Origin of the sequence: Chengkuizengella sp. SCS-71B (genome assembly GCF_040100845.1) — a bacterium.
GTDB lineage: Bacteria > Bacillota > Bacilli > Paenibacillales > KCTC-33759 > Chengkuizengella.
Genome location: NZ_JAZHSH010000001.1, coordinates 746,406 through 769,011, shown reverse-complemented (window position 1 = coordinate 769,011; position 22,606 = coordinate 746,406). Strand labels below are relative to the sequence as shown.

The window sequence follows — 22,606 nt, the reverse complement described above, 5'->3', positions numbered from 1 at the left end:
GTAAGTGTTAGAATTATATTTCTATGAAGTGCCCTGTGGATCCATCGTATCTAACAGAGATAGAGTCAATCTGCCCACCAAATTCTGCCGTATAAATATTACTAGAAATTGTAGATAACACTAGTCCATCCATTACGTTGGATTGCAATAAAATCTTTACTTTTTCAAATGGTGTAAAAATACCATTTTGTCCTGCAAGTACAGTAGAAGCGTTAATAGGTGCTCCAATCGTTCTATTTCCATTTGCTACAACATCTTGTGCTAAACCAAACGTAAGATTTTCAGAAGTTGTATTATTTACTTGATATGAACCCTTGTTTGTTTTCTCACCTTTGTTATTTTCAAATATTCCACTTCCAAAGTCATATACAGATCTTGCCTCTGCATTTTTTTCGGATAATTTATCAATTGTTGCTCCATTTTGAATTTGTGTCTTTGAACAGTACACATTATAATTTTCATTCCAACTCACTGTGTTATATTCAAATGGATCAAATGTAACCCAAGCAACTGAATCATTACCTGGAGATTCCTTAATTAGTACCACTTTCTGAGCAGCGCTATAAATATTTTTCAAATCATTGTCTTCAAATTCAATCTTCAAATGATATTCCATATTTTTATTTCTCCTTTTTCATTTTTTTTGATAGAGACTTATGGGATATACAGCATATCGGTCTATCCCAAACCAACTATGCTTTTTTCTGCCTCTAATTATTACTGTAAATTTGCTAGCATTATAACAACCAGATTTTAATTTTTTTTAGGTTCTTCAAGAATTAAAGATAAAAATTCCGTAATTAAGGCTTGATTTGCATCCTCTCTTGGCATTGGAATAAACTTTATTAACTTTAAAATATCTTCTTCAAATAATTGCAGAATCTCATTCATGCTTTCTTTATCACCCGTTTTTGCTTTCTCTACTAATGTTAATAAGTAGAGATCTTCTGACGTATGGTTTGAATTGCCTTGTTTTTGCATTTATTCACCGCCTGTTGGGTTATATTTAATTCTTTTGCCAGTTCATTTTCCGTAAAACCTTCTAAGTATATTTTTTGTAAGATATATCTTTCTTTATTTGAGGATAGAAGAGATAACAATTCTAAGAGATAATACCTCGAAACCACATCTGGCAAGAAACTTTGTGTGGTATATAAACATTCATCAAACTCTACCAACCATTCTTTTTTTCTGCGTACTTTTGCTTTATACTGTATCCTCCAAGCTGTCCTTTTTAACAAAACTCGATAAGTATCCATTGCTCCTATTGTTTCCTGAACATTCAAATTCATATTGCACCTCCAATCCAGAAATTAGCTTTCAATAATAAAGGTAATTTGAAGGTTCTATTCACAACAAAAAATATGATATTTTGTAATATTTTATATATAAATATAAAAATTTACACATAAAAACAATAAAACTTACATTTTTCAAGCTTTATTTCTATATAAAATCCCTATTTTTTTCAAAAAGTTGTATTTTAGGTATTTTTATTTATCTATTAATTACAACACTTAGGGATGTGATGAAATGAGTGAAGAAGAAAGAAAAGAGATTGAGGTATTAAAAACACGTATGGAGGGAGTGGATAAGAGATTTGATACAATGGATCGTAATCTCGAGGAAATGTGGTTAAAAATTGATCTAAATAGAGAAGGGCAAATTAAAACACAAACTGTGCTTGAGGAAATTCGAAAAGACATTACTTCAATGGGATTAAACATTGCAAAAATCAATTATCAAATGACAAAAGATAGCAAAAAAATGTTTGAAAAAATAACTGATCATTCTAATGTAAGACGGGAACAATCTTTACTTAAATCTGCTTGGCTTTTAATGGGTATGGTACTCTCTATTATTATGTTACTCATTAAAAATTCTTTAGGTTTGTAAAGGAGGTGAAATGGAAATGAATAATTTATTTGGCAAAGTTTTTTCTGTAAATGAAATGAAATTAAGTGTTTTAACAATCATCTTTTTCGTATCATCTGTAATTGCACTAACGATGTATGTAACTGGTAAAGAAATTACTGATAATTTGTTAACATTGCTAATTACATTGATTTGTGCAATATCTGGAATTAACGCTATGAATATGACCAAAGAATCAATCACTATTAAAAAAGAAAAAGCAAAAAAAACAACGCAGAATGAAAATTAGAATAGAAAAGAAGTGATTTTTTTGACAACTAAAATCGCTCTGGATGCAGGTCACAGTTTAGATACTTACGAGAAAACAGGTGGAAAGGGAATTATTTATGATGGGGGGGTATTTGAAGAACATGAATTCAATGCAACCGTTGTTAAATATACACAAGAATTACTAGAAACGAATGGATTTGAAGTGCTCCTGACCCAACCATTATTTGATGACGAAGTTCCATTAATTGATAGAACAAATCTTGCAAATAAAGAAAAAGTGGATCTATTAATTAGTATTCATGCTAATGCAGGCATTCTAAATGCAAATGGAGCTTGTGCCTTTTATTGGCATAATTCAAATGAAGGCAAGAGGTTAGCAAAAGTCTGGGCTAACAAAATGAAAGGAAGCCCTGTTGGAATACATGGAACAGGGGTACATGAATCCAAACCTAACTCATGGTCTGATTTCCATATGATACGTGAAACAAATATGACAGCTGTTCTTTGTGAACATGGATTTTTCACAAATCATCATGACTTAAAGTATATTCTCTCAGATGAATTTCGAAGAAATTGTGCCCTAATTTTAGCAGAATCCATATGTGAATTTTTCAATAAAACATTTAAAAAGTCTCAACAATCAAACACGAATAAACAAGATGAATTGCCTTCAATTCAACGAAAAGTAAATGGAATGTTAAATGGGGAACGGATATGGATTGATTCCTATATAATCAATAATAGTACTTATGTACCTTTAAGATTTTTAACAGAGTCGTTTGGAATGGAAGTAAAATGGGATCAAAGTAAATTTCAATATAACATTATACAGAAATCACCAACCTTCAATGACCTTTCGAAATCGTAGCATAGATTATTCCCACAAATGAACAAAAGCATCATAAACCACTGCTTAAGTGGAATACGATGCTTTTTTTATACTAACTTTCTTCGTCTCTGAAATATAAAACTTTTATCTTTTCTAAACAACAATAAGACACAAAATGCAACAGTCATAAAAATCATACATAAAATAACAACTTCTCGATATCCAAAATACTCAGAAACAAAACCAAATAATAAAAATCCTAATGTACTTCCAATTTTTGAAGTGTTCATATAAAGAGTGGTTGCTGTCCCTGGTTCATCAGGAATGAAATCTTGAAAATAACTAATAGCAATCCCGTTTGTGATCGAAATGTAAGCTGCACTTAAAAATTGTATGACATATATCTGCCAAGGTGCTTCTACAAACATTAATATTGAGAAATATATAGTTGCTATAAAAACACCTAATTTGATCAGAACACTACTATCTATTCTTGCTGCCAATAATCCAAACCCAAGCATAAAAGGAATTTCAAAAATAGGCGGTATACTAAATGCCCAACCTACGTTTGCTTCCGTTCCATTTAATACCTTTGTAATGAATTGCGGCATATTCATCATATTTACCGTATTGGCTGAAGCAATTAGTATAAATGCAAATAGGTTTGCAAATATATAGGGACGTATAATAAATTTCCTTAAATTAACGGGATCTTTCGGCTTTGAAGCTTGTGGATTATGTTGTTTTAAACATTTAATAATAAAAAAGAATATGAGTAAATATCCAGATGCAGCTACTAAAAATAATCCTGTAAAATCGTATCGCAGCAAAACGAATGCAGCTAAAGCTGGACCTACTGTCCAAGATAATGCAAAGAACATTCTAAATAAGTTCATTGCATACGGCATTTCTTTTGATGGTAATTTGGCACGGGCTACTGCCTCTCTAGCATATGCAAATACTTGTGGGAAACCCGAGGAAGCAATCCCTATAAAAAAAGAAGCAATAAACAATAATAAGAAATAATTACGAACGTAAGCATATAATATGTATGCAATAAATGCTGAAATCGTTACCACTAATAAGATGTTTTTCCGACTATAACGTCCATCAGATAGTTTTCCTATGTATGTACTGATAAATATACCTACAATAGCTGAAATCGTCATAAAAATCCCAAACGATATATTACTCATGCCTACTTCATCAATTCCAAACATCGAATGATATGGGAAAATAAATGAAGCTGATATGCCGAACAAAATATTTAACAGAATTAATGATTTATATTCTGGTATCTTCAAAATCTTAGTAGTTTGTTCAATAAAATTCATGTAATGTGTCTCTCCTAGATGGTTTGCGTAATAAAAAAAGAATCCGTAAAGAAAACTCGCCGATTGGCGAGCCTCAAAAGTGAAGACAAAGGGTAGTTGCAACGGATTTTTAAACTATCAAATGATTATATGTTAAATTAATTAATTTTTCAATTGTTAAATTCTCTCTTAATTCGATATCTTTTAATAATTGCCCAGATCAGAAACAATGCCAAGAAAATACTTAAACTTACACTTAATATACCAATAGCTAAATATGCATATTTTGTCATCCAAATATCTACAACCCAATATTCATTTCTGTAATCCTTACCGTCTGTTGTTGTAAGGTAATTTATAAACCAAATACCATTCCCAGTCTTAATGCTGTAATTAACAGGTCCAAAAAACTCTTGACTTGGATCATCTTTAATATAAGTGACATTCATTTCGTATATACTTATATTACTTTCTGCAAATGCAGTCATATATTGCTCTGTTTCTTCTGAAATTTCTGACTGTGTACCTAATTTTTCAAATACATCATTTGCAAAGTTCTGTCTCTCTACAGCATTATTCCAATCCATTAGTAAAAAAAATACACTCAAAACAGTACCAAGTAAAACTATAGAAATAGCTGATAACATGATCTTTTTTTCAAATTTTTTCTTTACTTGCGTAAGTTTTAATATCATTGAACTTACTTCATGTTCTTCTCCAAAACGTTCAATGGCAATATTAATCGCCTTTTGTTCAGTATGCCCTTCCTCTTTCAACTCATGTACGGCTTCGATTAGATGTGATTTCATCTCTTCTTTTAATTCCTTTGTTTCTTGTTTGTTTCCATTTGTCTCTTTATATATGGAATTTATATATTGATCTATTTGTTTCATATTAAGTTCCTCCTTCCAAAAATGAATCCATCATTTTTTTTACAAATTTCCATTCTGTCCGTTTCAGTTCTAACCCTTCTTTTCCAAGCAGAGTCAATTTATAATATTTTCTGCGTCCGCCTGGTCCTTGTTCATCGCTCCAATACGATTCAATCCATTTATTTTTCTCTAATCTCTTTAAAGATAAGTACAAAGTACCTTCTTTTAATTCAAACTGATTGTCGCTTTTTTCCCGCACTATTTTAGCTAATTCATAACCATACATGTCTCGTAGAGATAACATCGAGAGGATTAATGTATCTATATGTCCCTTGAGTACCTCTTTGTTGATTTCCATCCAATCACCTCCTGGAAATATAATAATACATATTACTATATAATGCAAGGTAATATTTTAAAAAAACTTTAAAATAAAAAGGGGCTCTATGAGCCTCCTTAATATAATAATGAAATTGTTAATAAATTAAATAATACTAGCGGCATAATAAAACCTCCTCCAAAATATTGTCTGGAACGATGTTGATTAGAATGAACTCTTATATATAAGTGATCTCGATCTACTTTAACAATGGTTCCTTCATGTAACTCCCCATCTATAGTTTGTATACTAACTTGTCGGTTTATATTTCGATAACAAATAGATTTAGCATCATCTCTCAATTGTTTTAAAAATTGCTCCCTATGTGGTTCATTTTGCCAAATGATCTGTGGTTGCACATTACTTAACATATAAAAAAACACCTCCGAATTTGATTTATTGATTAATAATCAAAGAAAACAGCTGTCGTGTTGATTTTATATTCATTTTTGAAAACATATTCCCAAAGTGATTTTTCACTGTTTTTTCACTGATACACAACTCGTGCCCTATTTGTTTATTATCCAATCCTGTTTTAGCGAGTAATATTAAAACCTCTTTTTCACGTGGTGTTAATTTATATTTTTCCTGTAAGTGATATACCGTTAATTTTAATGTATCCATTTCCATAATCATGGACCTCCCTGATATTTTTATTTACATTAGATTAAAGCATTACAATTTCTTATACCAAATAAAAAATGTAGTTAACATAACTAACCCTCTCCCTTTCTTCACCTAAAATTCAGGTTCTTCTATTTTCATTTCAGCTGTAGATTCCACAGTTATAAATGGATCCCACGAACCTCCACCTAGATACCTCACGACTGGAAACATTAAAGGAACCCTGTATTCAACAGTAACTTTTACAGGATTGCTAGAATCATCAATCGTGATATCGTGGTCTGCATCAAATCTTCTTCCTGTCCAATAGATTACATCTTCATTTACAAGTGAAAAATCAAATATTCTCCACTCTGTAGTTGCTCCTTTTACAACAATGTTTGAAAATTCTTGTCGATGACTACTATTTAAACCTTTATTCTCTACTGTATATATTACTTTGTAAGTCCCAGAATCAGAGGGTGGCGTAACCCAACCTGTAAACACCATCGTATGATTAGAACCTATGTTAGCAGTCATTTGAATGGTCTGATTCTGTTTAAGGGAATTTCCAACGTACCAGCCTATATTCATCACTGTATCATCACGTTTTAATGTTTTATTTTCTAAGTTTTTAAAAGCTATCTCTACTTGTTTTTTTTCACTTTCAAGCCATTCTAAGGGAAATGTATTATCTTCTGAAAAGTCTACTTTAAGACCACTTGTTACAACAATATCAGAGAATTGTTGCATCTTATCTGCTAAGTTACCGCTGCTGTCTTGTAATTTATATCTAACGGTATACGTGCCACCTACAAGAGAAGGTACATTTATATTAATATCTAGTTCACGACTTCCAGAAGGACTAGTGTCTGGTAAGCTGTATTCCATGGTTGTTTTTTGAAGATTATTATCTATAAATTCTATGATAAGTTTTACATCTTCCCATAGTTTTCCGTTATTAGGATTAGATAAATTAATATGTATGGGTTCGCCTACAGTTAATAGATTTGGGAATTGATTTCCCTCTTCTGTTTGACCTACTTCTTCTAATGTTATTATGACTTGACCGTGTCCTGATCTAACGCCTGAAGTGCTTGATTTATTTGATCCTGTGTTGTAAGAATACCCTCCAGTTCCATAAGAATCATTCGTACCTCCGTTACCTCCTCGGTATCCACCACCTCCGCCAGGTCCTGTACAATCTCCACTGTCACTATCTCCTCCGCCTCCGCCGCCGAAGCCACCTGAAGCACCACCGTCATCACCGGGTCCACCATTCCCTCCGTTTAAGAAACTATACCCTCCATGTGTAGCATCTCCATCTTCTCCATCTCCACTAAAACCACCGCCTCCAGGAGCACCACTACTTCCTTGATTTCCACCAGAAGTAGATAAGGTATAAATTCCTTTGCCATCACTAGAACTTGTACGGTAACAAGCACCTCCTCCACCTCCTGCCACGATTAATGGTGCATTTGAATTTGTTACTACAAAAGTCCCTCCACCACCACTTGGTGCACTAGACGAATATCCACCAGCTTGTCCAACTAAAATTCGTAAACGATCTCCTTGATTTAATTCAAAGTTGCCAGATACATAAGCACCTCTACCGCCATATCTGCCACCTTCAGCACCCCATGTTTCAATTGTGTAAGTACCTGTTTCTGGAACTACCCAAGTTTGAATAGTACCTGAACTCCCTGTTGAGGTATGATTAAAAGTTATATTATAATCATCAAACCCATCATCCCATAAAACAAGAAATTGACTTTCGAGTGTGATCACAACTTGACCGTGTCCTGACCTAACTCCTGAGGTACTAGTTTTGTTGAATCCTGCGTTATAAGAATAACCTCCAGTTCCATATGAACCGTTCGACCCTCCGTTACCCCCTTGATACCCACCACCTCCACCTGATCCTGAACAGCTATCACCATCGTCATCTCCACCACCGCCTCCACCAAAACCACCGGAAGCACCTCCATCGTCACCGGGTCCACCATTCCCTCCATTTAAGAAACTGTATCCTCCATGAGTGGAATGTCCCTTATCACCATCACCACTGAAACCACCTCCACCTGCTGCACCATCACTTCCTTTACTTCCACCTGAAGGGGAAGAAGAATATGTTCCTTTACCATCGCTTGAACTGGTACTGTAACAAGCACCACCCCCACCCCCAGCAACGATTAATGGTGTATTAGAATCTGTTACTACAAAACTACCTCCACCACCACTAGGTGCACTGGAAGAATAACCTCCTTTTTGTCCTACAAGAATTCGTAAACGGTCTCCTTGATTTAAGTCAAAGATTCCAGATACATAAGCTCCTTGACCACCATAAAGTCCTCCTTCTGCGCCCCATACTTCTATCTGGTATTCACCTGTTTCTGGAACTACCCAAGTTTGAATAGTACCTGTTGAACCTGCAGATGTATTGTTAAAAGTATATGTCGCTTGACCACTAGAGTTTGTCCCTACAGATACACTTGCAATACTTACCAAGATTGGATGCAATGCAAGAGTGAATACCATCAAATGTATCGTGATCTTTTTTAACAATGTTCTCTTCCTTTCCTCTAATTTCAATTACTCACTTTCTAAAATGACACCACTAACCATCTGAACTTCATCACTGTTTGTATTCTCGTGATCTGAAGCCAGTATGATCCCTTCTGTATTTAAATCGTGATCTAATGTAGCATCAATCGTCACTTCTTTTACCTGTAAAGAAACATTTTTATTAATATAATCATCGAGTTGAGTCTTTAATTTCTGATCAAGTACATATAAATCTAAATTGCCTAATGAATTTAATAAATAGTGATCCTCCTCCTTAAATAGAATGCCTTGGACAAATCCTTCCGATAAATTCGACTCTTGACCAACTGAACTTACACTCTTTATTGGTAAATGAGCTTCAACAATCCCTTTTGCAACTTGCCTTGTTTCCCCACTGTTTTGAGATATAGCATATTCCCTAACTGCTGCCCATGCAGCTTCACTAACAGTTAGTTTCGCATTCACCACCCCGAAAAGAATAACCCCCCCATACACCAATCCCAAAACAACAGGAAGAGCTAGTGCATATTGAATAAAATCACCTTTTTTATTTATAAATATTTTTTTAACTTGATTAAACTGTAAAAAGAGCAAGGATTTGCACCCCCGATGAAGATAAAAATAAAAAAGGAGCAAACGCCATAGATTTTTTTCTCATCAATAAGGTTAAAATTAGAGCCATCACACAAGCAATCCATAAAATCCACATCACCTCTATACCAAAAGCAAATCCTAATCCGATCATGATTTTAATATCTCCTCCTCCAACCCATTGTTGATTACAAAGAGCCAACAAAAGTAAAATCCCCCCGCCTAAAAAAGCACCGGTAATGGAACTGATAGGTTGCCCCAATAAAAAAAATCCGATGGTCCCTAATAGAATAGGTACAGCATTCGGAATGATTTTAAAACGTGCATCGTATATAGCTACCCATAAAAATACGGACCAAAACAATGTATGGAATACTATGATCATTTTTCTCTCCACCTTTAAAATGTTTTTGTACCCTCTTTAATTTCAATCGGGTAAACCATACTTCTTTCCATTTGGTTATTTATTTCAACTCCTATCATAGACCACACAAAAGAGAAAACATCTGCTGTTAATTCAGTGGTAATCGTAACAATTGCGTAATCTTGGACTTCATCATTTGATAGTTCAATATCCACATCTTTAACATTTGCTAATGTGCTTGCTAAACTATTAAAAGATCCATTTGCAATCTGAATAGATTGTGATTCATCTTGAAACCTTGCAAAATCTCTTGCTGCTTCACGCGTTGCTGCTGAAGTTCCTTGTAACACAATCATGCGAATTCCCATATCAAAAACAAAAGCAATGATTAAAACTAATAGTGGTAGGACAAGTGCAGCATCCATTAAAGAACCCCTTTTATTCTTTACTATTTTCAATATAATCCCCCTATTCTATCTGTACTTTTGTTCTAGATACCGCATCTGCTTCCATAATAATTTCCCCTAATTCATCAATTGGTGAATCCAACCCTCCAATGAATGCCAAAACTCGGACTGCTGGAGCGATTAAAGCTGTTTTTACGTGAATTTTTGCTTTAAAATAATATTGATCTACATCACTAAAAACTCTGCGGTTATCAGGTACCCCATGTCCTGTAATGGCATCTGTCATTCCACTTGCTAATAATTCCCCATATAACTCACTGGAATAAACGGTAATTCTAGTACTTCCATCGTCATCCCAACCCAGTGCATCCATGTTCTTTTTAAAAGACTTATAAGCAAAGTTAAAAGCTTCTTGTTGACTGTTGATAATCGTATAGTTTTCTACAACAGGGGTAATATTGATTAGATTTCCATCGCTATCATATTCATGCTCATAGATGATCTCAGTATCAATTTCTGCTCTTAACACCCCTGCCAATGATGCAGCATCAACTACAGCTTGTAATTCATTAGAAATCACCCTGAGTTGATTAAACTCCAGGACTACACCAGCTAAACCAACTAAAACTGGAACCATATAGGCAGCCATGAGTATAAATCCTCTTTCATTGCCTAGTATCTTTTTCAAATTACATCAACCCTTTTTACATAAAGTTGTTTTCATCTATAGAATAAAAAAGAAGGGATGCTCAGTTGGCGTCCCTTCATTATTTAATTATTAATTATCGTCCTGGATCTGGTGGAGGTGGATTACATGAATAGCTTTCTTCTGCAGTTTTCTTCCAACCTGTAACAGATATACTTTCACTATCATTGTCTGTATGTGTATGCCATCTTGTGTCTCCATCAATCGTTACATCATTTTCTGTTGTATCACTTGCAGAAGGTCCAGATGTGGATCCGTTAGGAGCTAGATTGTAACTTGCACTACTTGGACCGACTTTAACTGTGACTGAAATCGGGATATTACTATTGTTAGAAACACTGGATGAAACCGTATAACTTGCTCCAAACCATGTATAGGTTACATCATATTTATCTGGTCCATACCTACAGCCTGTGGATTCTGATTTCACATCTGTTTGCATGGCAACATCGGATTGACTACTAAATAACGAAATTCCTGCTGATGCAATAATAAACGTAAATGAATCTTGGCTTTCTTTAATAGAAGGTGCAGATTTTGAATAATCAAAAGTACCTATAAAAGTTTGCGTATTCGTGCGATCCTTTGTTGGGATAGCAATCTCAGAGCCACTTATCGTTTGTCCAGGTGCAATCGTTCCTGTTTCAAGTGTCTTTCTCCCCCTCACATCGTCAATTTCTAGCTTATATTCAAACTCTATCGTATTTGGATTTCGAAAGGTCCAGTTCGTTCCATATGAACCTTCAGAACTTGAATTATTTGTATTGAGTGTGACTTCAGGATATAAAAACTCAATATATAAAGGTACATCAGGATACCATGAACCGAGTTCACGGACTTGCTCATAATCTGGATGCACATCGGGATGTAGATTCTCAGTCACTCGTAAAATGATTTCATAGTTTGTAAAACCTTCGTGTCTTTTGACACTATCAAAGGTTAACTCTCTCGTACCAGGGCTTAACACTAAATCATTCACTTCTTGCTCCATAAATTCATTTCTCACTTCAGAATCCGGACTTAAACTTTTAAGGTATACATTCACTTTAATGTTAAAGTTATTTGGATTATTTAACGTCATAATGATTTCATGATTGCCTACAGCTACTTGTCTAAGTGTTGCTGTTGGTGTATAAATCGTATCTCTCACCGTAATGTATTCTGTTTTCTCAATAATTTGAGTTTGGGTTTCAAATCTCGATGTATCTACCCAAACTTGTCCAGTCGGTGGAGATGGATAAAAAACACGTTTTCCATCTACTTCTTCCCACAGACCATTTAATACCCATGTGTTCCCGTGTTCATCTTTTAATTCTTCTGTCACGTATGTTCCTGCATAGCCAATGGTTGTAGTGACTAAACAAAATAGAAGGATGAAAAGAATGGTTGATTTTTTTATATGTTTCACCTCCCCTATTCCACAATCCATTGTGTTCTTTTATAGTTTACGGTCCCACTTCCAAGGTTGACCCAGTATCCATCATCGACCCATGCTTCGACTTCTCTTTCTGTTTCTGTTGTAATTTCAGCAAAACGCAGGAAGTCCATTTTATCTTTTAGATCTTGCTTTGGAATAATATCTGGATCAGAGTCTGGATCAGCGACATCTAATTGGATTGCTATGGTATGATTGTCTCGATCTGGAATTTCTTCACTTTCATTACTAGGTACAATTTGATTCGGTGTAAATGAAATTAATGTTACCTTCTCTTCTCCAGGAATGTACTGTAGTAATGTATTTGTAAAAGCCGGTTCCCAGTTCACGTTTCCGTTTGCCCCTGATTGGATCATAGCACTATTCTTTTCAATTTCTTCTGCTACGGTGACATATAAGTAAATTGGATCTTTGTTCGGGTTTTGTGTTTCCGTTGGCATTCGCCATTGAAAGGTAGTTTCAAAGGTTTCCCCTGGATCTAAGAAGCCTGGATTCACACCTATTGTTTGAAATTGTTGTACATTAGTAAGTGATGAATCAACTTGTGCATTTGCAGGGAAGTTTGGAACGAGTTTATCTAGCCCATCATTTCCTTTAAATGTATATTGCGTTCCAAAAAACATCCCAATGTTTTGTTCATCTGTGGTGTTATAGATTTTCGGTGTATTTGCTGTTCCTGGTTGAGAACTCACTACATAGTTTCTTAAAACGAAATTGGTTACAGGGTAGTCTGCATTGTTTGTAATGGTCAGTGTGGCTGTATATTGCTTTCCAGGAATACCATAACTAGATTGATTGGCTTCTTGACTGAACTGTGCTTGGTTCTCGTATTCATCCAATCCTTGTGCTGCATTTAGATTGGCAACTTTCGGTGTAATCCCTGTATCGGTGATGACAATCTCTAAATCATCAAATTCTTTGACTTTAAACGGGAACGCAAGAATGTTTCTTGTCATGAGTTCTTCGCTATCTGAAAACCACGCATCCACGATATCTTGCTCAGTATAGTGTTTCATATACAATTCCTTTAATTGTTGATCTAATTCAGAATGCTCTAGATGATCTGCACCTTCTAAATCTGCATTCTTTGCAAAAGAGGTAATCTCTTCTCTTCCTTGAGTTGTTGCAGGAAGTAATCGATCATGCATTAGAGACTGGACTCTTTTATCTCCATAAGGTACATCATGGTACTCCGATAGTTCAATAGAATCAAATCCTAATTTCAATTTAGCCATTATTAGATCAAAGACTTGATTTGCTATATTTTCTGCTGTTGTTGCTGTATCAAAATTTTGAGTGTATTTAACGTTAATATCATTTACGATTTTTTGGAAACCACTATTTGGTGTTTCTCCTTTAAGAATGTTGATAAACTCTGCCTCTAATTTTTGAGTGACTGCACCCCACTGTACTGCACCTACACTCGTTTTATTGTCTGGATTCCCAATATCATCATAAAATCGAAACACATTCATGATGGGTACCATCATGACATAATCTCCATGGTTACGGTAAATATTTGTACTTATTTTAGGAGCTTGTGAAGATTGTAAAGTAGAATAGAGTTTACTGGATGTCGCTTTTGCTTCTGGATACAAACTAATTTGATTCGTTTCTGGTTCATAATCTAGATAGATGGATAATAAATAAGTGGGTACAGGCATCGGTCCGTGGGCTCTAGGATTTTTCCGTTCTTTTACCCATATATCGTCATTGTAGTTATCCGTTGGTGCAGCACCATTAAAGGTACTTAACAACGTCATGTTTAAAGTATCATCGACAACTAATACATCCAAATCCCCTGCAACGTCTGCACTACTTTTAGGTGTACCATCTAATGCTGTTTTGGTGGCAGAAAAAGCAAATTGTTTTAGTGACACTTCCGTAAAATGATTAAACCAATAGGTTTTATATTCTTTTACTGGAGCTAACATGTCATATTCTGCTGTAACAGTTATACGTAAATCTACTAAGAACATTCGCTCTGAATTATCCCCTGAACCATCTCTTAAATATTGATCTACCTTTATCGTTGCTTTTTGACATTGAAAAGCACCAATGACCATTCCATCTGCTATATAGGTAATGCCTTGGAAATAGAATGTTTCTGGTACTGCAATTTGTCCGACGTATTGCTCCAAATCCTCAAATAGAACGTAATCATCATCTTGTATTTGTTTTTTTGAAATGTTGGAAATATTATCTACCCACCACTTCCATGATGTTAGCATATTAGTTTGGAGATCGGATGCTTGTTTAACATTGGGTGTGATATAACTTCCAGTTACATCCCATGACGAATTTACCTGTTCTATATTTGTTTGTATTTGTTCATAATTTAACATGATTTTTGATCCTTCCGCTGTTGTTACCGTTGTCGCATTAATATCTGGGATCGTAATAGCATAAATGATTTTTCCTACTTTGTCCTTGAAATCAAGTAGAGGTTTATCTTCATATAACGGGCTATAATTATTTACTAGATCAATATCAAATGGCTCATTTGCAAAAATGATCGGTTGAATAACCATTAGGACTAATAGGAATGAACATCCCATCAATATGAATGATTTCCATCGTTTCATCTTCATCTACAATACAACTCCTTTCATCTATAATAAATAAAAAAAGCCGACTATGAGAATAGTCGACTCGTTAATTTGGGTTTTAATATACATCTGTTACAATATATTTTGCTTGTCCTTTGATATATGGCTTTATTTCCAAAAACTCTTCTGGAATGATAGAACTACCCTCTACAATATCTGCATTGGTCAGATTACCAATTCCTCCAATCTTTATTGCAAAGTCCCCACCATACAATCTTTTTACGACATTATTGGAATTTGCACGTTTAATCTCTCTGGCTCTAATTTCTCGATCTGTATGGTTTTGAGGAAATCCTGTTTCATCAAATTTATCTCCATTGTTTGAATTGGTATCTACACTGATGGGTACTCCTAATTCTATAATTTGATTTAATAATTGTGGGGTGGCAATTTCAGCATATACAGCATCAAATTTTGCATCATTGACTCCTGCCCAACCTCGGTTTAACACCACGCTTCCCATTGGATTATCTACGGAGATTTTGAACGCATGTCTCATACCCGCAGGTCGAACGACTACCCACTCAAGGTTTTCATTTTTATCAAAACTGTAGCTTAATAGCATTGCTTCAAGAATATCTCCTGCATAGGTGCTATAAAATGCTTTTTTATATTCTGAAACATCATCCCAATGCCCTTTACCATATCTACTAGCTATTCGATCTAAGGTTTCTTCTTCATAGTCACTCACTGGAATTGCACCATTATAATAGTTCCAAAGGAGTTCTTCTACATGGAATCTAGCTTTATATATTTCTGATTCTGATGCCGTTCCATTTTCTATTTTTTGTGCTTTTTTATTGATGTAAGTAATATAGTTAGGACTAATTCTAGTTGTATTTATCCACTGTTCCACATTTGCATAGTCAGGATCATAAGCAGGATTTTCATTAACATTATCATCTGAATTTGGATTTATATCCCCACCGCCACCGGTTGAACCACTGTTTATATCATGATCAATATATCTTAGTAGCATTACGACTGCCTCTGATCTTGAAGCTTGATTTAAAGGTTTGAACGTTTTATCTGGATACCCAGCAAGAATGCCTAAATCTGTTACGAATGCTACATACGGTGCATCTTCATTAGTCACATTTTTTGCATCCTTAAACGTTAAATCTCCTTGATCATAAGAATCATATGTATCAAATTTTTCTTTATATTCATCTTCCAAAATAAAGGCTCTAGCAATCATTTTTGTCATTTCTAAACGTGTGATCGGTGTATTGGGTTGAAAGTAACTTCCATATTCTGATTTGTCTATGATTCCTACTTGCTCTGCTCCACCAATGATTCCGTTTGCCCATTTCGCATCATTTACATCGTTGAATGGATTCTCAACTTCATCAATCCCTACGATTCTAGTTAATATAGCAGTAAACTCAGCTCTTGTAATTTGACCCTCTGGTTTGAAAGACCCGTTTGGATAACCGCCAATATGTCCTTTACCTGCCATCCTCTCAATAGATGATTCAGCCCAATGTCCTTTTGTATCTGAAAAGCTTGAAGTTCCTGCAACTGCACTTGTAGATATAACTGAAAATACTAATGTAATTACCAAGAAATATTTAATGAATTTCTTCATATATATAACATCTCCTTAATTTATGCTTTAGATTGTACATCTTGCCTTAATTTCAAATTAATATTAATATTTAAGAATCAGTAAGCTATTTTTTCATGATATTTTTTTTCTTTAGACTAGCTCACTTTTATAAAGTTTATAAATAGTGTATAATATGTTTAAAAGATTTATATAATATTAAAGAAAACGCTAGGTGATAGTAACACCTAACGATTTCATACAATAGCCGTTCATTACGGTAGGTATATGTTCTATTCAAAATAGACCGCAACCTTTGGCAAAAATGGGCGGTCTATTTCTTACGATTAAACGACAGTATGGATACAATCAATATCCCAAACATGATCATAATTGAAATACTTTGATAAACTGTCATCGGCATCACCTCCTTCTCTGGAGGATTTGCCAACCGCCCTTGCCATCTATTGTACTTCTCTAGTATAACATTAGACTATATTAAAAGTACTATTTTAGTTAATATTTTACATGAATGACCTTTGCTACTCCGTTATAAGCTAAAATGCTTACATTTGCACCCAATATAATCATATCTAAGCTTCTATCAGAAACAACTCCTACCTGAACTTTAGTATGTTCATTTATATAAAAAGTTTGTTTTTGATCTCCATTTTGAATGACAATATTATCACTAGTACTCTCAATAATTTGTCCTGAAAATGTATGTTCCCTCATTTGTTCTGGTGTTGTAGGTTTGACAATGAAATCATTCGTATCCAGCTTCTGTTTTGAGTTATCATAAATCAATAGCCAATAACCTGATAAAAAAGTACCAAACATTATCAATATCATTATCATGTATTTTTTCATTTGAAATTTGAAATTCCTTTCATTACACTCTCCTTATAATAACCTCTTATTATTCCTCACGCTTTAAACCAATCCATATTATATTCATAATTATAATGTGCAGCACCTTTAATGGCACGATGTGGTATATGACCAGTTGCTTTTATCGTATCTCCTTGTTGTACAAATATATCGATTGCTTTAGGCTCTGGATCTTCTACTATCTCACTAATAGATTTACAGTACCGTCTTCCAGTTTTCGGATCTTGCTCAAGATGAACAATAAAATGCAAAGCAGAAGCAGCATAGGCGATTTTCTCTTCTTGGGATAATAAAGAAGCTTCATGACTCATAGAAAGCATAGAAGGTATCCGTTTCATCAGTGCTTCTTGCGCTGAATTGGCATGAATAGTAGACATAGAACCCTCATGACCTACAAGCATCGCTTGAAACATATAAAATATTGCTCCATCACGAACCTCCGAAACGATTACTCTAGTTGGTTTCATCATTAATCCTTGTTTTAATAGAAGCGCTAATGGAATGGCACCTGTGCCTTCAACACTTGGTGGTTTTGCAACTAATCTTCTCAAATGAGGCACATCCATTGGACACTCCATGACTTCTTCAATCAACAAAGGATGTTCATCATTTTTGAATAAACTACTTGCAATGGCGATCATCGTTGTTTTACCTGACCCCATGCCACCTATAAAAAGGATATTTCGTTTACTTTCAATCATTGCTTGAAAAAACAATCCAGCCTGTTCTGAAAAATAGTTATTTTTTATTAATTGTTGAACCGTTGGTACCTTCGTAAATTTGCGGATAGCTACACTTGGATGTAAAGAAATCGGTGGGATGGATACCGCAGTTCTCCAGCCCTCTGGTAACGTAAAAGTAACAAGTGGATTAGAAATGTCCACTCTTGACTTAGAAAGGTAAGCTAACTTTTCAATAAACATCATTAGATGATTTTGATCCCTAAACGTATTTGTAAAATTGAGTTTTTGTCCATTTTTTTCGTATGTAATATCGTCGTGTTTATGAATAATAATGTCGGTTACTAAAGGATCGCTAGCTAATGGATCAATGACCCCATAACCACGAATATCTACCAATATGCTTTCTACAATTTGGTTGCACAATTGATAATTACATCCTTTATTTTGCAGATATTCCTGTAGTTTTTTAGCTACTCTGTCTTCTTGAGCAAAATCTAGTGATTTTTGACGTATTTCATGAGTGAGGAACTGTCTAGCAAGTTCTGTTATTTCTTCTTTTTTAAACTGGTCTTCACCTTGAGAATGAGTGTCTTTAAAAATAGATTTGTTCATCAAGCCTCTCCTTCTATTTGATCTGCATGGGAAAAAGCTGCCTCTAAATAAAGGCAGCCTTTTTTCAAAACCTATCTTTCTCTACTTATTTAACCCCCATCTGTTCCTCCACTATTACCATCTACAGTTACATTTGTAAAAGTGTTAGACAAATCAATAAACTTATCTTTTATAGCCCCTCCCATTGTAGTAAGAGCTGCGATTCCCGCAATTGCAATTAATGTCCACAGTAAACCTTGCTGAACAAAGTCTCCTTTCTTTCCTTTTAAAATCTTTTTTGTTTTTTGTACAAATAAATAAGTTCTAATTGAAAAATCTTGCATATTATTTCCACCTCCTTTAAATTTCTCTTCATAAATAGAAAAAGCCGTTCAAACGAACGACTTTTATCACAAATCTTTACTTTTTTGAGTAACTATTAAAACACTTCTGTAAATGTAAGTGTAAGTGGACCCAGTAAAAACGAAAGAATGGAACCAAAAATCAACATTAATGGAAGAAGTAGTTTTGCTTCTGTTTGCCCTGCAATTTCCTCGATTTTAGCTTGCCTCAAATCTCTTAAATACTTTACAAGCTGAACAACCGATTCAGAAAACCCGCTTGAGCCTGCTTCAATGGCTTGAATGAGCTGATCCAAAAAAGCGTGCATCTCTTGAATTTCTACTCTTTTTGAACACTCCATAAACGCTTCATCTGCTGGAGTTCCCATTCTTATTTTATGTATAGCTAACTGCACTTCCTTAAAAAGACCATAATCACGACCGTCAATCGCTTTCTGTAAAGCTTCAATTGGAGACAGTCCAGCAGAGACACCAATAGCTGTTAATTCCGCTAAAGATAACACATGTCTACTCATTACGGACTGTTTCTTTTTCCACTTCCTTTTCAGCTGATGTTTGACAACCATTGTTGATAGAAAACTAACCATCAATAGAATAGGCTGAAATAAATAAACACCCATTAAAAAAAATAAAATAACAAGCAGCCATTGTGTCCCTAAAATATGTTTTGCCCATAAGGAGGGATAACCGTTTTTCTCCAACAACTCCTTGAGTTCATCATGATTTCTCCTAAATATATTTAACTTAGCTAATAACGTATCATAAAAATAAACTCCTATAGTTCCTAGTAATAACAACATATCTATTAAAATATGATCAGACCGATGATCATTCCGGATTGAAAATCTTCTTTCCAATACAGAGTCTGGAATAAATGCAGCTGTGAAACAAAAAATAGAAACTCCAATTAAAATCGAATACACAACAACCATCTTTTAAAACTCCTCAAAATTCATAATTTTAAAAATAAAATACCATGCTAAACAAGCTATCAAAATACCAATGATTAGAAAAATACGTCCATCCCCTAAAAGTGTGTTGTATAAATCTTGTGCCATAAACTTAAATATCAATAAAATAGCAACAGGTAAAATACTAATCGTAATCGCACTTAATCTTTGATAAGTTGTTTTTGCTTTTATCTTTTTATCAATTTGTTTTCTCTCACGAATGCTGTTAGATACAGACTGCATCACACCAGGAACTTCCTTACCTCCAATAGTAGCAGCCAAATAAGTTGCATGGTATAAAATCTCTATTTCAGGAGATTTCCATTTTTCAGAAAAGCTTTTTAAAGCTTCACTTAGTGACTTGCCACTGAATTGGACTTCATTTACGATAACTTCCATTTCCTCTTTCAAAGGAGATTGTACATAACTTATTGTAGAACGGTAAGCCTCTAGCAGCGTTAATCCACCTCGAACGGTTGAAGAAATAACTAAACAAGCACCCTCTAATTGTTCTAATATTTTTTTTCTTAAAAAATAAAACTTCCATTTCTCTACAAGTGTTAGTATTTTTCTCGTTAACAACAATCCAATAGGTAAACAAATCATTCCCCATTTTATTGAAAAGATTAAACTCACTATTATAAATACAAACATTGCTCCTATTATATCTATCATGATAGGTTGTATTTGAATGAGATACTTCTTGTTACCTTTATTATACTGACTAAATATTTTTTTTGATTCCGGAATGAATGATACAAGAATGATAAATACGGACAAAAATATCAATACTGCTATGACAAGAGGCATAGTTAACATAGTTAAACAGCCCCTTTTTTGTTAAATATTTTTTTATACCATGGTTTTGGCCTATTTGAATATATCATTGTACCTTCAGGTAAAAGAGATAGTGCAAGTTGATAAATACTACATCCAAAAGGGGTTTTCGTTAAGTCATCTCTTATGCCTATTTTTTCTGTTCTAGGTTTAAATATTTCAGGATCATAAGGAATCAATCCAAATTTAGGCAAGCCAATTTTTTGTGTAATATCATCTACTTTATAAGGTAGTTTTTTGGGTACTTTGTTCATGACTAGTCGAATTTTTTTAATAGGTAATTTCAACTTTTTAGCCGTTCTGTGAACAAAAGAAGATGAAATGTCGATCATATCTAAATCAATGCCACTAATTAGAATAATTTCATTGCTTAATTCTAAAGCCTTAGTATTACTCTCCCTTAAATCATCTGCCATATCAAATATAATCAAATCAAAATGGTGCTTTAAAACATGAGTCATTTTTTCAATTAATTGTTCTGTCATATATTTTTCATCCTCAATGTTCCAAGGCGAGGAAATAAAATATAAATTTTTTAAGTTTGTCTGTGTTACATACTCTGAAACCTTATCCCATGATCTAAAGTGTTTCTCAGGAAATGAGTTCCAATTTGTAATCACATTGTTTGGGTTATCTTCAGTGATGACAAAATATCCAAATTTCCTAGCTACATCACTGCCCTCTCTAGTATGATCTAAATCAACAATACAAATTTTTAATTTAGAATATTTAGCTATATAGTAAGATAAATAAGTAGAAATTGTCGTTTTACCTTCTCCTCCTTTTGGAGAATAAACAGACAGCACTTGGCTTTTAAATTGATCTACATCTGTAGGTAGTTTTATTTTTTTCCTATCTCCTATTTCCTCAGGTGATAACCAATAGTATTTTTTAATTGTTTGGATTTCGCTGCCTCTAGTTATGGCAATTGCACCAATCTTTGCAAATCGCTTCCAAGATTGAATACTTAGACTCGATAATGAGACCCAGATCTTAACATTGTTCTGTAAATGGTAATCCTCTAATAATGCGAAGGATTCCTGCTCATTAAAACCTAAAAATACTACATCATATCCTTCTGATTTTAAAAGATGGGCTGATTGGGAAGCTGTTGTACCAATTGCAGCAACCTTATATTGATTTTCTTGAAGTTTGGTCATTAAATCTTTCACAAACAAGGAGTCACCACATAATAATATATTCAATGAATGCTTCCCCCCACTTCCATTTCTTCGTCAGCTAAAACCTCTGAAAGCTCTACTTTTTCTGATACAATGATATGACTTCCATCATCTCCGAGTGGTCTTAAAGCGATAAAATCTTTTGCTCCACTTGCCATATAATCTGCATATTCATCTACAATATCAACTGGCAAAGATAATATGATAGATTTATTATTTAAATCATTTGCTGAACTTTTGTTGGAAACTCCCTTAATGACCTCTACAGCTTCAGCTAGTTTCACTGAACTTTTGATGTTGTTATCCAATATGTATAAATCTATGAAATCTCCTGTTTTAATACTGCCACCAACTGTAGTATCAATATTCACAGGGAGCGCAATGGCTCTCGTATTAGCATCGCCTTTCTCTAACAACTTGCCAGACATTGCTGTCTTTGAAGTATCTACTAACATCGCAGAACGAAGTACTGCATCTTCAAATACATATCCCTTTACACTCTTACCCAAAACCTTGGCTTTTTCAAACACAGCATCTGTTGGAATTGCCGATAGTGGAAGTTCTTTTTCAGTCAGCATATTTGGATGAAGAGGTTGGTTATTATCTATATTCTGATTAAATACATAAACCATCTTTGTTTCTGTATTTTCTAAAGTGTACATATAAGCTAAAAAGCCCGCTATTGTTGCAAAAACTAATCCTATCATGATAAAAACAAACCTTTTTTTCATCATTTCCCATTCATCC

At 34.2% G+C, this 22,606-nt stretch carries 27 protein-coding genes; 3 read left to right on the top strand and 24 right to left on the bottom strand.

From position 1 onward, the window contains the following. Positions 1-13 precede the first annotated feature (13 nt). The 3 genes from VQL36_RS03815 to VQL36_RS03805 all read right to left on the bottom strand — a co-directional run bounded on the left by VQL36_RS03815 (position 14) and on the right by VQL36_RS03805 (position 1,292). Entirely contained in the window at positions 14-616 is a 603-nt protein-coding gene (locus VQL36_RS03815; protein WP_349248037.1) for a hypothetical protein, read from the bottom strand. A 137-nt stretch (positions 617-753) separates the two neighbouring features. Next, positions 754-981, bottom strand: a complete 228-nt coding sequence (locus VQL36_RS03810) for a helix-turn-helix domain-containing protein (RefSeq protein WP_349248036.1) — start codon at positions 979-981, stop codon at positions 754-756. Then, entirely contained in the window at positions 930-1,292 is a 363-nt protein-coding gene (locus tag VQL36_RS03805; RefSeq protein ID WP_349248035.1) for a sigma factor-like helix-turn-helix DNA-binding protein, read from the bottom strand. The genes VQL36_RS03810 and VQL36_RS03805 overlap by 52 nt, the downstream gene beginning before the upstream one ends. A 241-nt stretch (positions 1,293-1,533) precedes the next feature. Here VQL36_RS03805 and VQL36_RS03800 point away from each other — a divergent pair, with 241 nt between their 5' ends. From VQL36_RS03800 to VQL36_RS03790, 3 genes are read left to right on the top strand one after another with little or no spacing between them, the layout of a single operon-like run. Further along, on the top strand, positions 1,534-1,896 hold the full coding sequence (locus VQL36_RS03800; protein ID WP_349248034.1) for a hypothetical protein: 363 nt from the start codon (positions 1,534-1,536) through the stop codon (positions 1,894-1,896). 16 nt (positions 1,897-1,912) lie between these two features. After that, positions 1,913-2,164: a hypothetical protein gene (locus VQL36_RS03795; RefSeq protein WP_349248033.1), complete on the top strand. Its 252-nt coding sequence runs from the start codon at positions 1,913-1,915 to the stop codon at positions 2,162-2,164. Between the two features lie 21 nt (positions 2,165-2,185). Then, on the top strand, positions 2,186-3,013 hold the full coding sequence (locus tag VQL36_RS03790) for an N-acetylmuramoyl-L-alanine amidase (RefSeq protein ID WP_349248032.1): 828 nt from the start codon (positions 2,186-2,188) through the stop codon (positions 3,011-3,013). Between the two features lie 68 nt (positions 3,014-3,081). Here the strand turns inward: VQL36_RS03790 and VQL36_RS03785 are convergent, their stop codons facing one another. From VQL36_RS03785 to VQL36_RS03690, 21 genes are all read right to left on the bottom strand, one after another. Continuing rightward, complete coding sequence (locus tag VQL36_RS03785) at positions 3,082-4,308, bottom strand: sugar efflux transporter (RefSeq protein WP_349248031.1); 1,227 nt, start codon at positions 4,306-4,308, stop codon at positions 3,082-3,084. Positions 4,309-4,457: 149 nt separating this feature from the next. Continuing rightward, the gene (locus VQL36_RS03780; protein WP_349248030.1) at positions 4,458-5,180 is read right to left on the bottom strand and encodes a permease prefix domain 1-containing protein; all 723 of its coding nucleotides are present in this window, start codon (positions 5,178-5,180) and stop codon (positions 4,458-4,460) included. Between the two features lies 1 nt (position 5,181). Beyond that, on the bottom strand, positions 5,182-5,517 hold the full coding sequence (locus VQL36_RS03775; RefSeq protein ID WP_349248029.1) for a PadR family transcriptional regulator: 336 nt from the start codon (positions 5,515-5,517) through the stop codon (positions 5,182-5,184). A gap of 98 nt (positions 5,518-5,615) precedes the next feature. After that, complete coding sequence (locus VQL36_RS03770) at positions 5,616-5,909, bottom strand: hypothetical protein (RefSeq protein ID WP_349248028.1); 294 nt, start codon at positions 5,907-5,909, stop codon at positions 5,616-5,618. Positions 5,910-5,934: 25 nt separating this feature from the next. Further along, on the bottom strand, positions 5,935-6,168 hold the full coding sequence (locus VQL36_RS03765) for a helix-turn-helix transcriptional regulator (protein WP_349248027.1): 234 nt from the start codon (positions 6,166-6,168) through the stop codon (positions 5,935-5,937). A 108-nt stretch (positions 6,169-6,276) separates the two neighbouring features. Continuing rightward, positions 6,277-8,706: a hypothetical protein gene (locus tag VQL36_RS03760; RefSeq protein ID WP_349248026.1), complete on the bottom strand. Its 2,430-nt coding sequence runs from the start codon at positions 8,704-8,706 to the stop codon at positions 6,277-6,279. Between the two features lie 27 nt (positions 8,707-8,733). Beyond that, positions 8,734-9,300, bottom strand: coding sequence for a hypothetical protein (locus tag VQL36_RS03755; RefSeq protein WP_349248025.1), 567 nt, complete (start codon positions 9,298-9,300; stop codon positions 8,734-8,736). After that, positions 9,281-9,682 (bottom strand): prepilin peptidase, encoded by a 402-nt coding sequence (locus tag VQL36_RS03750; RefSeq protein WP_349248024.1) that lies wholly within the window; start codon positions 9,680-9,682, stop codon positions 9,281-9,283. Before VQL36_RS03750 ends, VQL36_RS03755 begins: the two co-directional genes overlap by 20 nt. A gap of 14 nt (positions 9,683-9,696) precedes the next feature. After that, the gene (locus tag VQL36_RS03745; protein WP_349248023.1) at positions 9,697-10,119 is read right to left on the bottom strand and encodes a TadE/TadG family type IV pilus assembly protein; all 423 of its coding nucleotides are present in this window, start codon (positions 10,117-10,119) and stop codon (positions 9,697-9,699) included. A gap of 10 nt (positions 10,120-10,129) precedes the next feature. Further along, positions 10,130-10,756, bottom strand: a complete 627-nt coding sequence (locus VQL36_RS03740) for a Tad domain-containing protein (protein ID WP_349248022.1) — start codon at positions 10,754-10,756, stop codon at positions 10,130-10,132. Positions 10,757-10,850: 94 nt separating this feature from the next. Next, positions 10,851-12,182, bottom strand: coding sequence for a hypothetical protein (locus VQL36_RS03735; protein ID WP_349248021.1), 1,332 nt, complete (start codon positions 12,180-12,182; stop codon positions 10,851-10,853). Positions 12,183-12,187: 5 nt separating this feature from the next. Then, positions 12,188-14,800, bottom strand: a complete 2,613-nt coding sequence (locus VQL36_RS03730; protein ID WP_349248020.1) for a hypothetical protein — start codon at positions 14,798-14,800, stop codon at positions 12,188-12,190. Between the two features lie 76 nt (positions 14,801-14,876). Then, positions 14,877-16,406 (bottom strand): S-layer homology domain-containing protein, encoded by a 1,530-nt coding sequence (locus VQL36_RS03725; protein WP_349248019.1) that lies wholly within the window; start codon positions 16,404-16,406, stop codon positions 14,877-14,879. 292 nt (positions 16,407-16,698) lie between these two features. Beyond that, positions 16,699-16,782, bottom strand: coding sequence for a putative holin-like toxin (locus VQL36_RS21100; protein WP_413789552.1), 84 nt, complete (start codon positions 16,780-16,782; stop codon positions 16,699-16,701). Positions 16,783-16,880: 98 nt separating this feature from the next. Next, the gene (locus VQL36_RS03720; RefSeq protein WP_349248018.1) at positions 16,881-17,216 is read right to left on the bottom strand and encodes a hypothetical protein; all 336 of its coding nucleotides are present in this window, start codon (positions 17,214-17,216) and stop codon (positions 16,881-16,883) included. Positions 17,217-17,290: 74 nt separating this feature from the next. After that, positions 17,291-18,550, bottom strand: a complete 1,260-nt coding sequence (locus VQL36_RS03715; protein ID WP_349248017.1) for a CpaF family protein — start codon at positions 18,548-18,550, stop codon at positions 17,291-17,293. 89 nt (positions 18,551-18,639) lie between these two features. After that, positions 18,640-18,873, bottom strand: a complete 234-nt coding sequence (locus VQL36_RS03710) for a hypothetical protein (RefSeq protein ID WP_349248016.1) — start codon at positions 18,871-18,873, stop codon at positions 18,640-18,642. A 95-nt stretch (positions 18,874-18,968) separates the two neighbouring features. Then, entirely contained in the window at positions 18,969-19,823 is an 855-nt protein-coding gene (locus VQL36_RS03705) for a type II secretion system F family protein (RefSeq protein WP_349248015.1), read from the bottom strand. Positions 19,824-19,826: 3 nt separating this feature from the next. Continuing rightward, a complete protein-coding gene (locus tag VQL36_RS03700) occupies positions 19,827-20,660 on the bottom strand; it encodes a type II secretion system F family protein (RefSeq protein WP_349248014.1) in 834 nt (277 codons plus the stop codon). Between the two features lie 2 nt (positions 20,661-20,662). Further along, positions 20,663-21,883, bottom strand: a complete 1,221-nt coding sequence (locus VQL36_RS03695) for an AAA family ATPase (protein WP_349248013.1) — start codon at positions 21,881-21,883, stop codon at positions 20,663-20,665. Further along, positions 21,880-22,593 (bottom strand): Flp pilus assembly protein CpaB, encoded by a 714-nt coding sequence (locus VQL36_RS03690; RefSeq protein ID WP_349248012.1) that lies wholly within the window; start codon positions 22,591-22,593, stop codon positions 21,880-21,882. The genes VQL36_RS03695 and VQL36_RS03690 overlap by 4 nt, the downstream gene beginning before the upstream one ends. Positions 22,594-22,606: the final 13 nt, after the last annotated feature.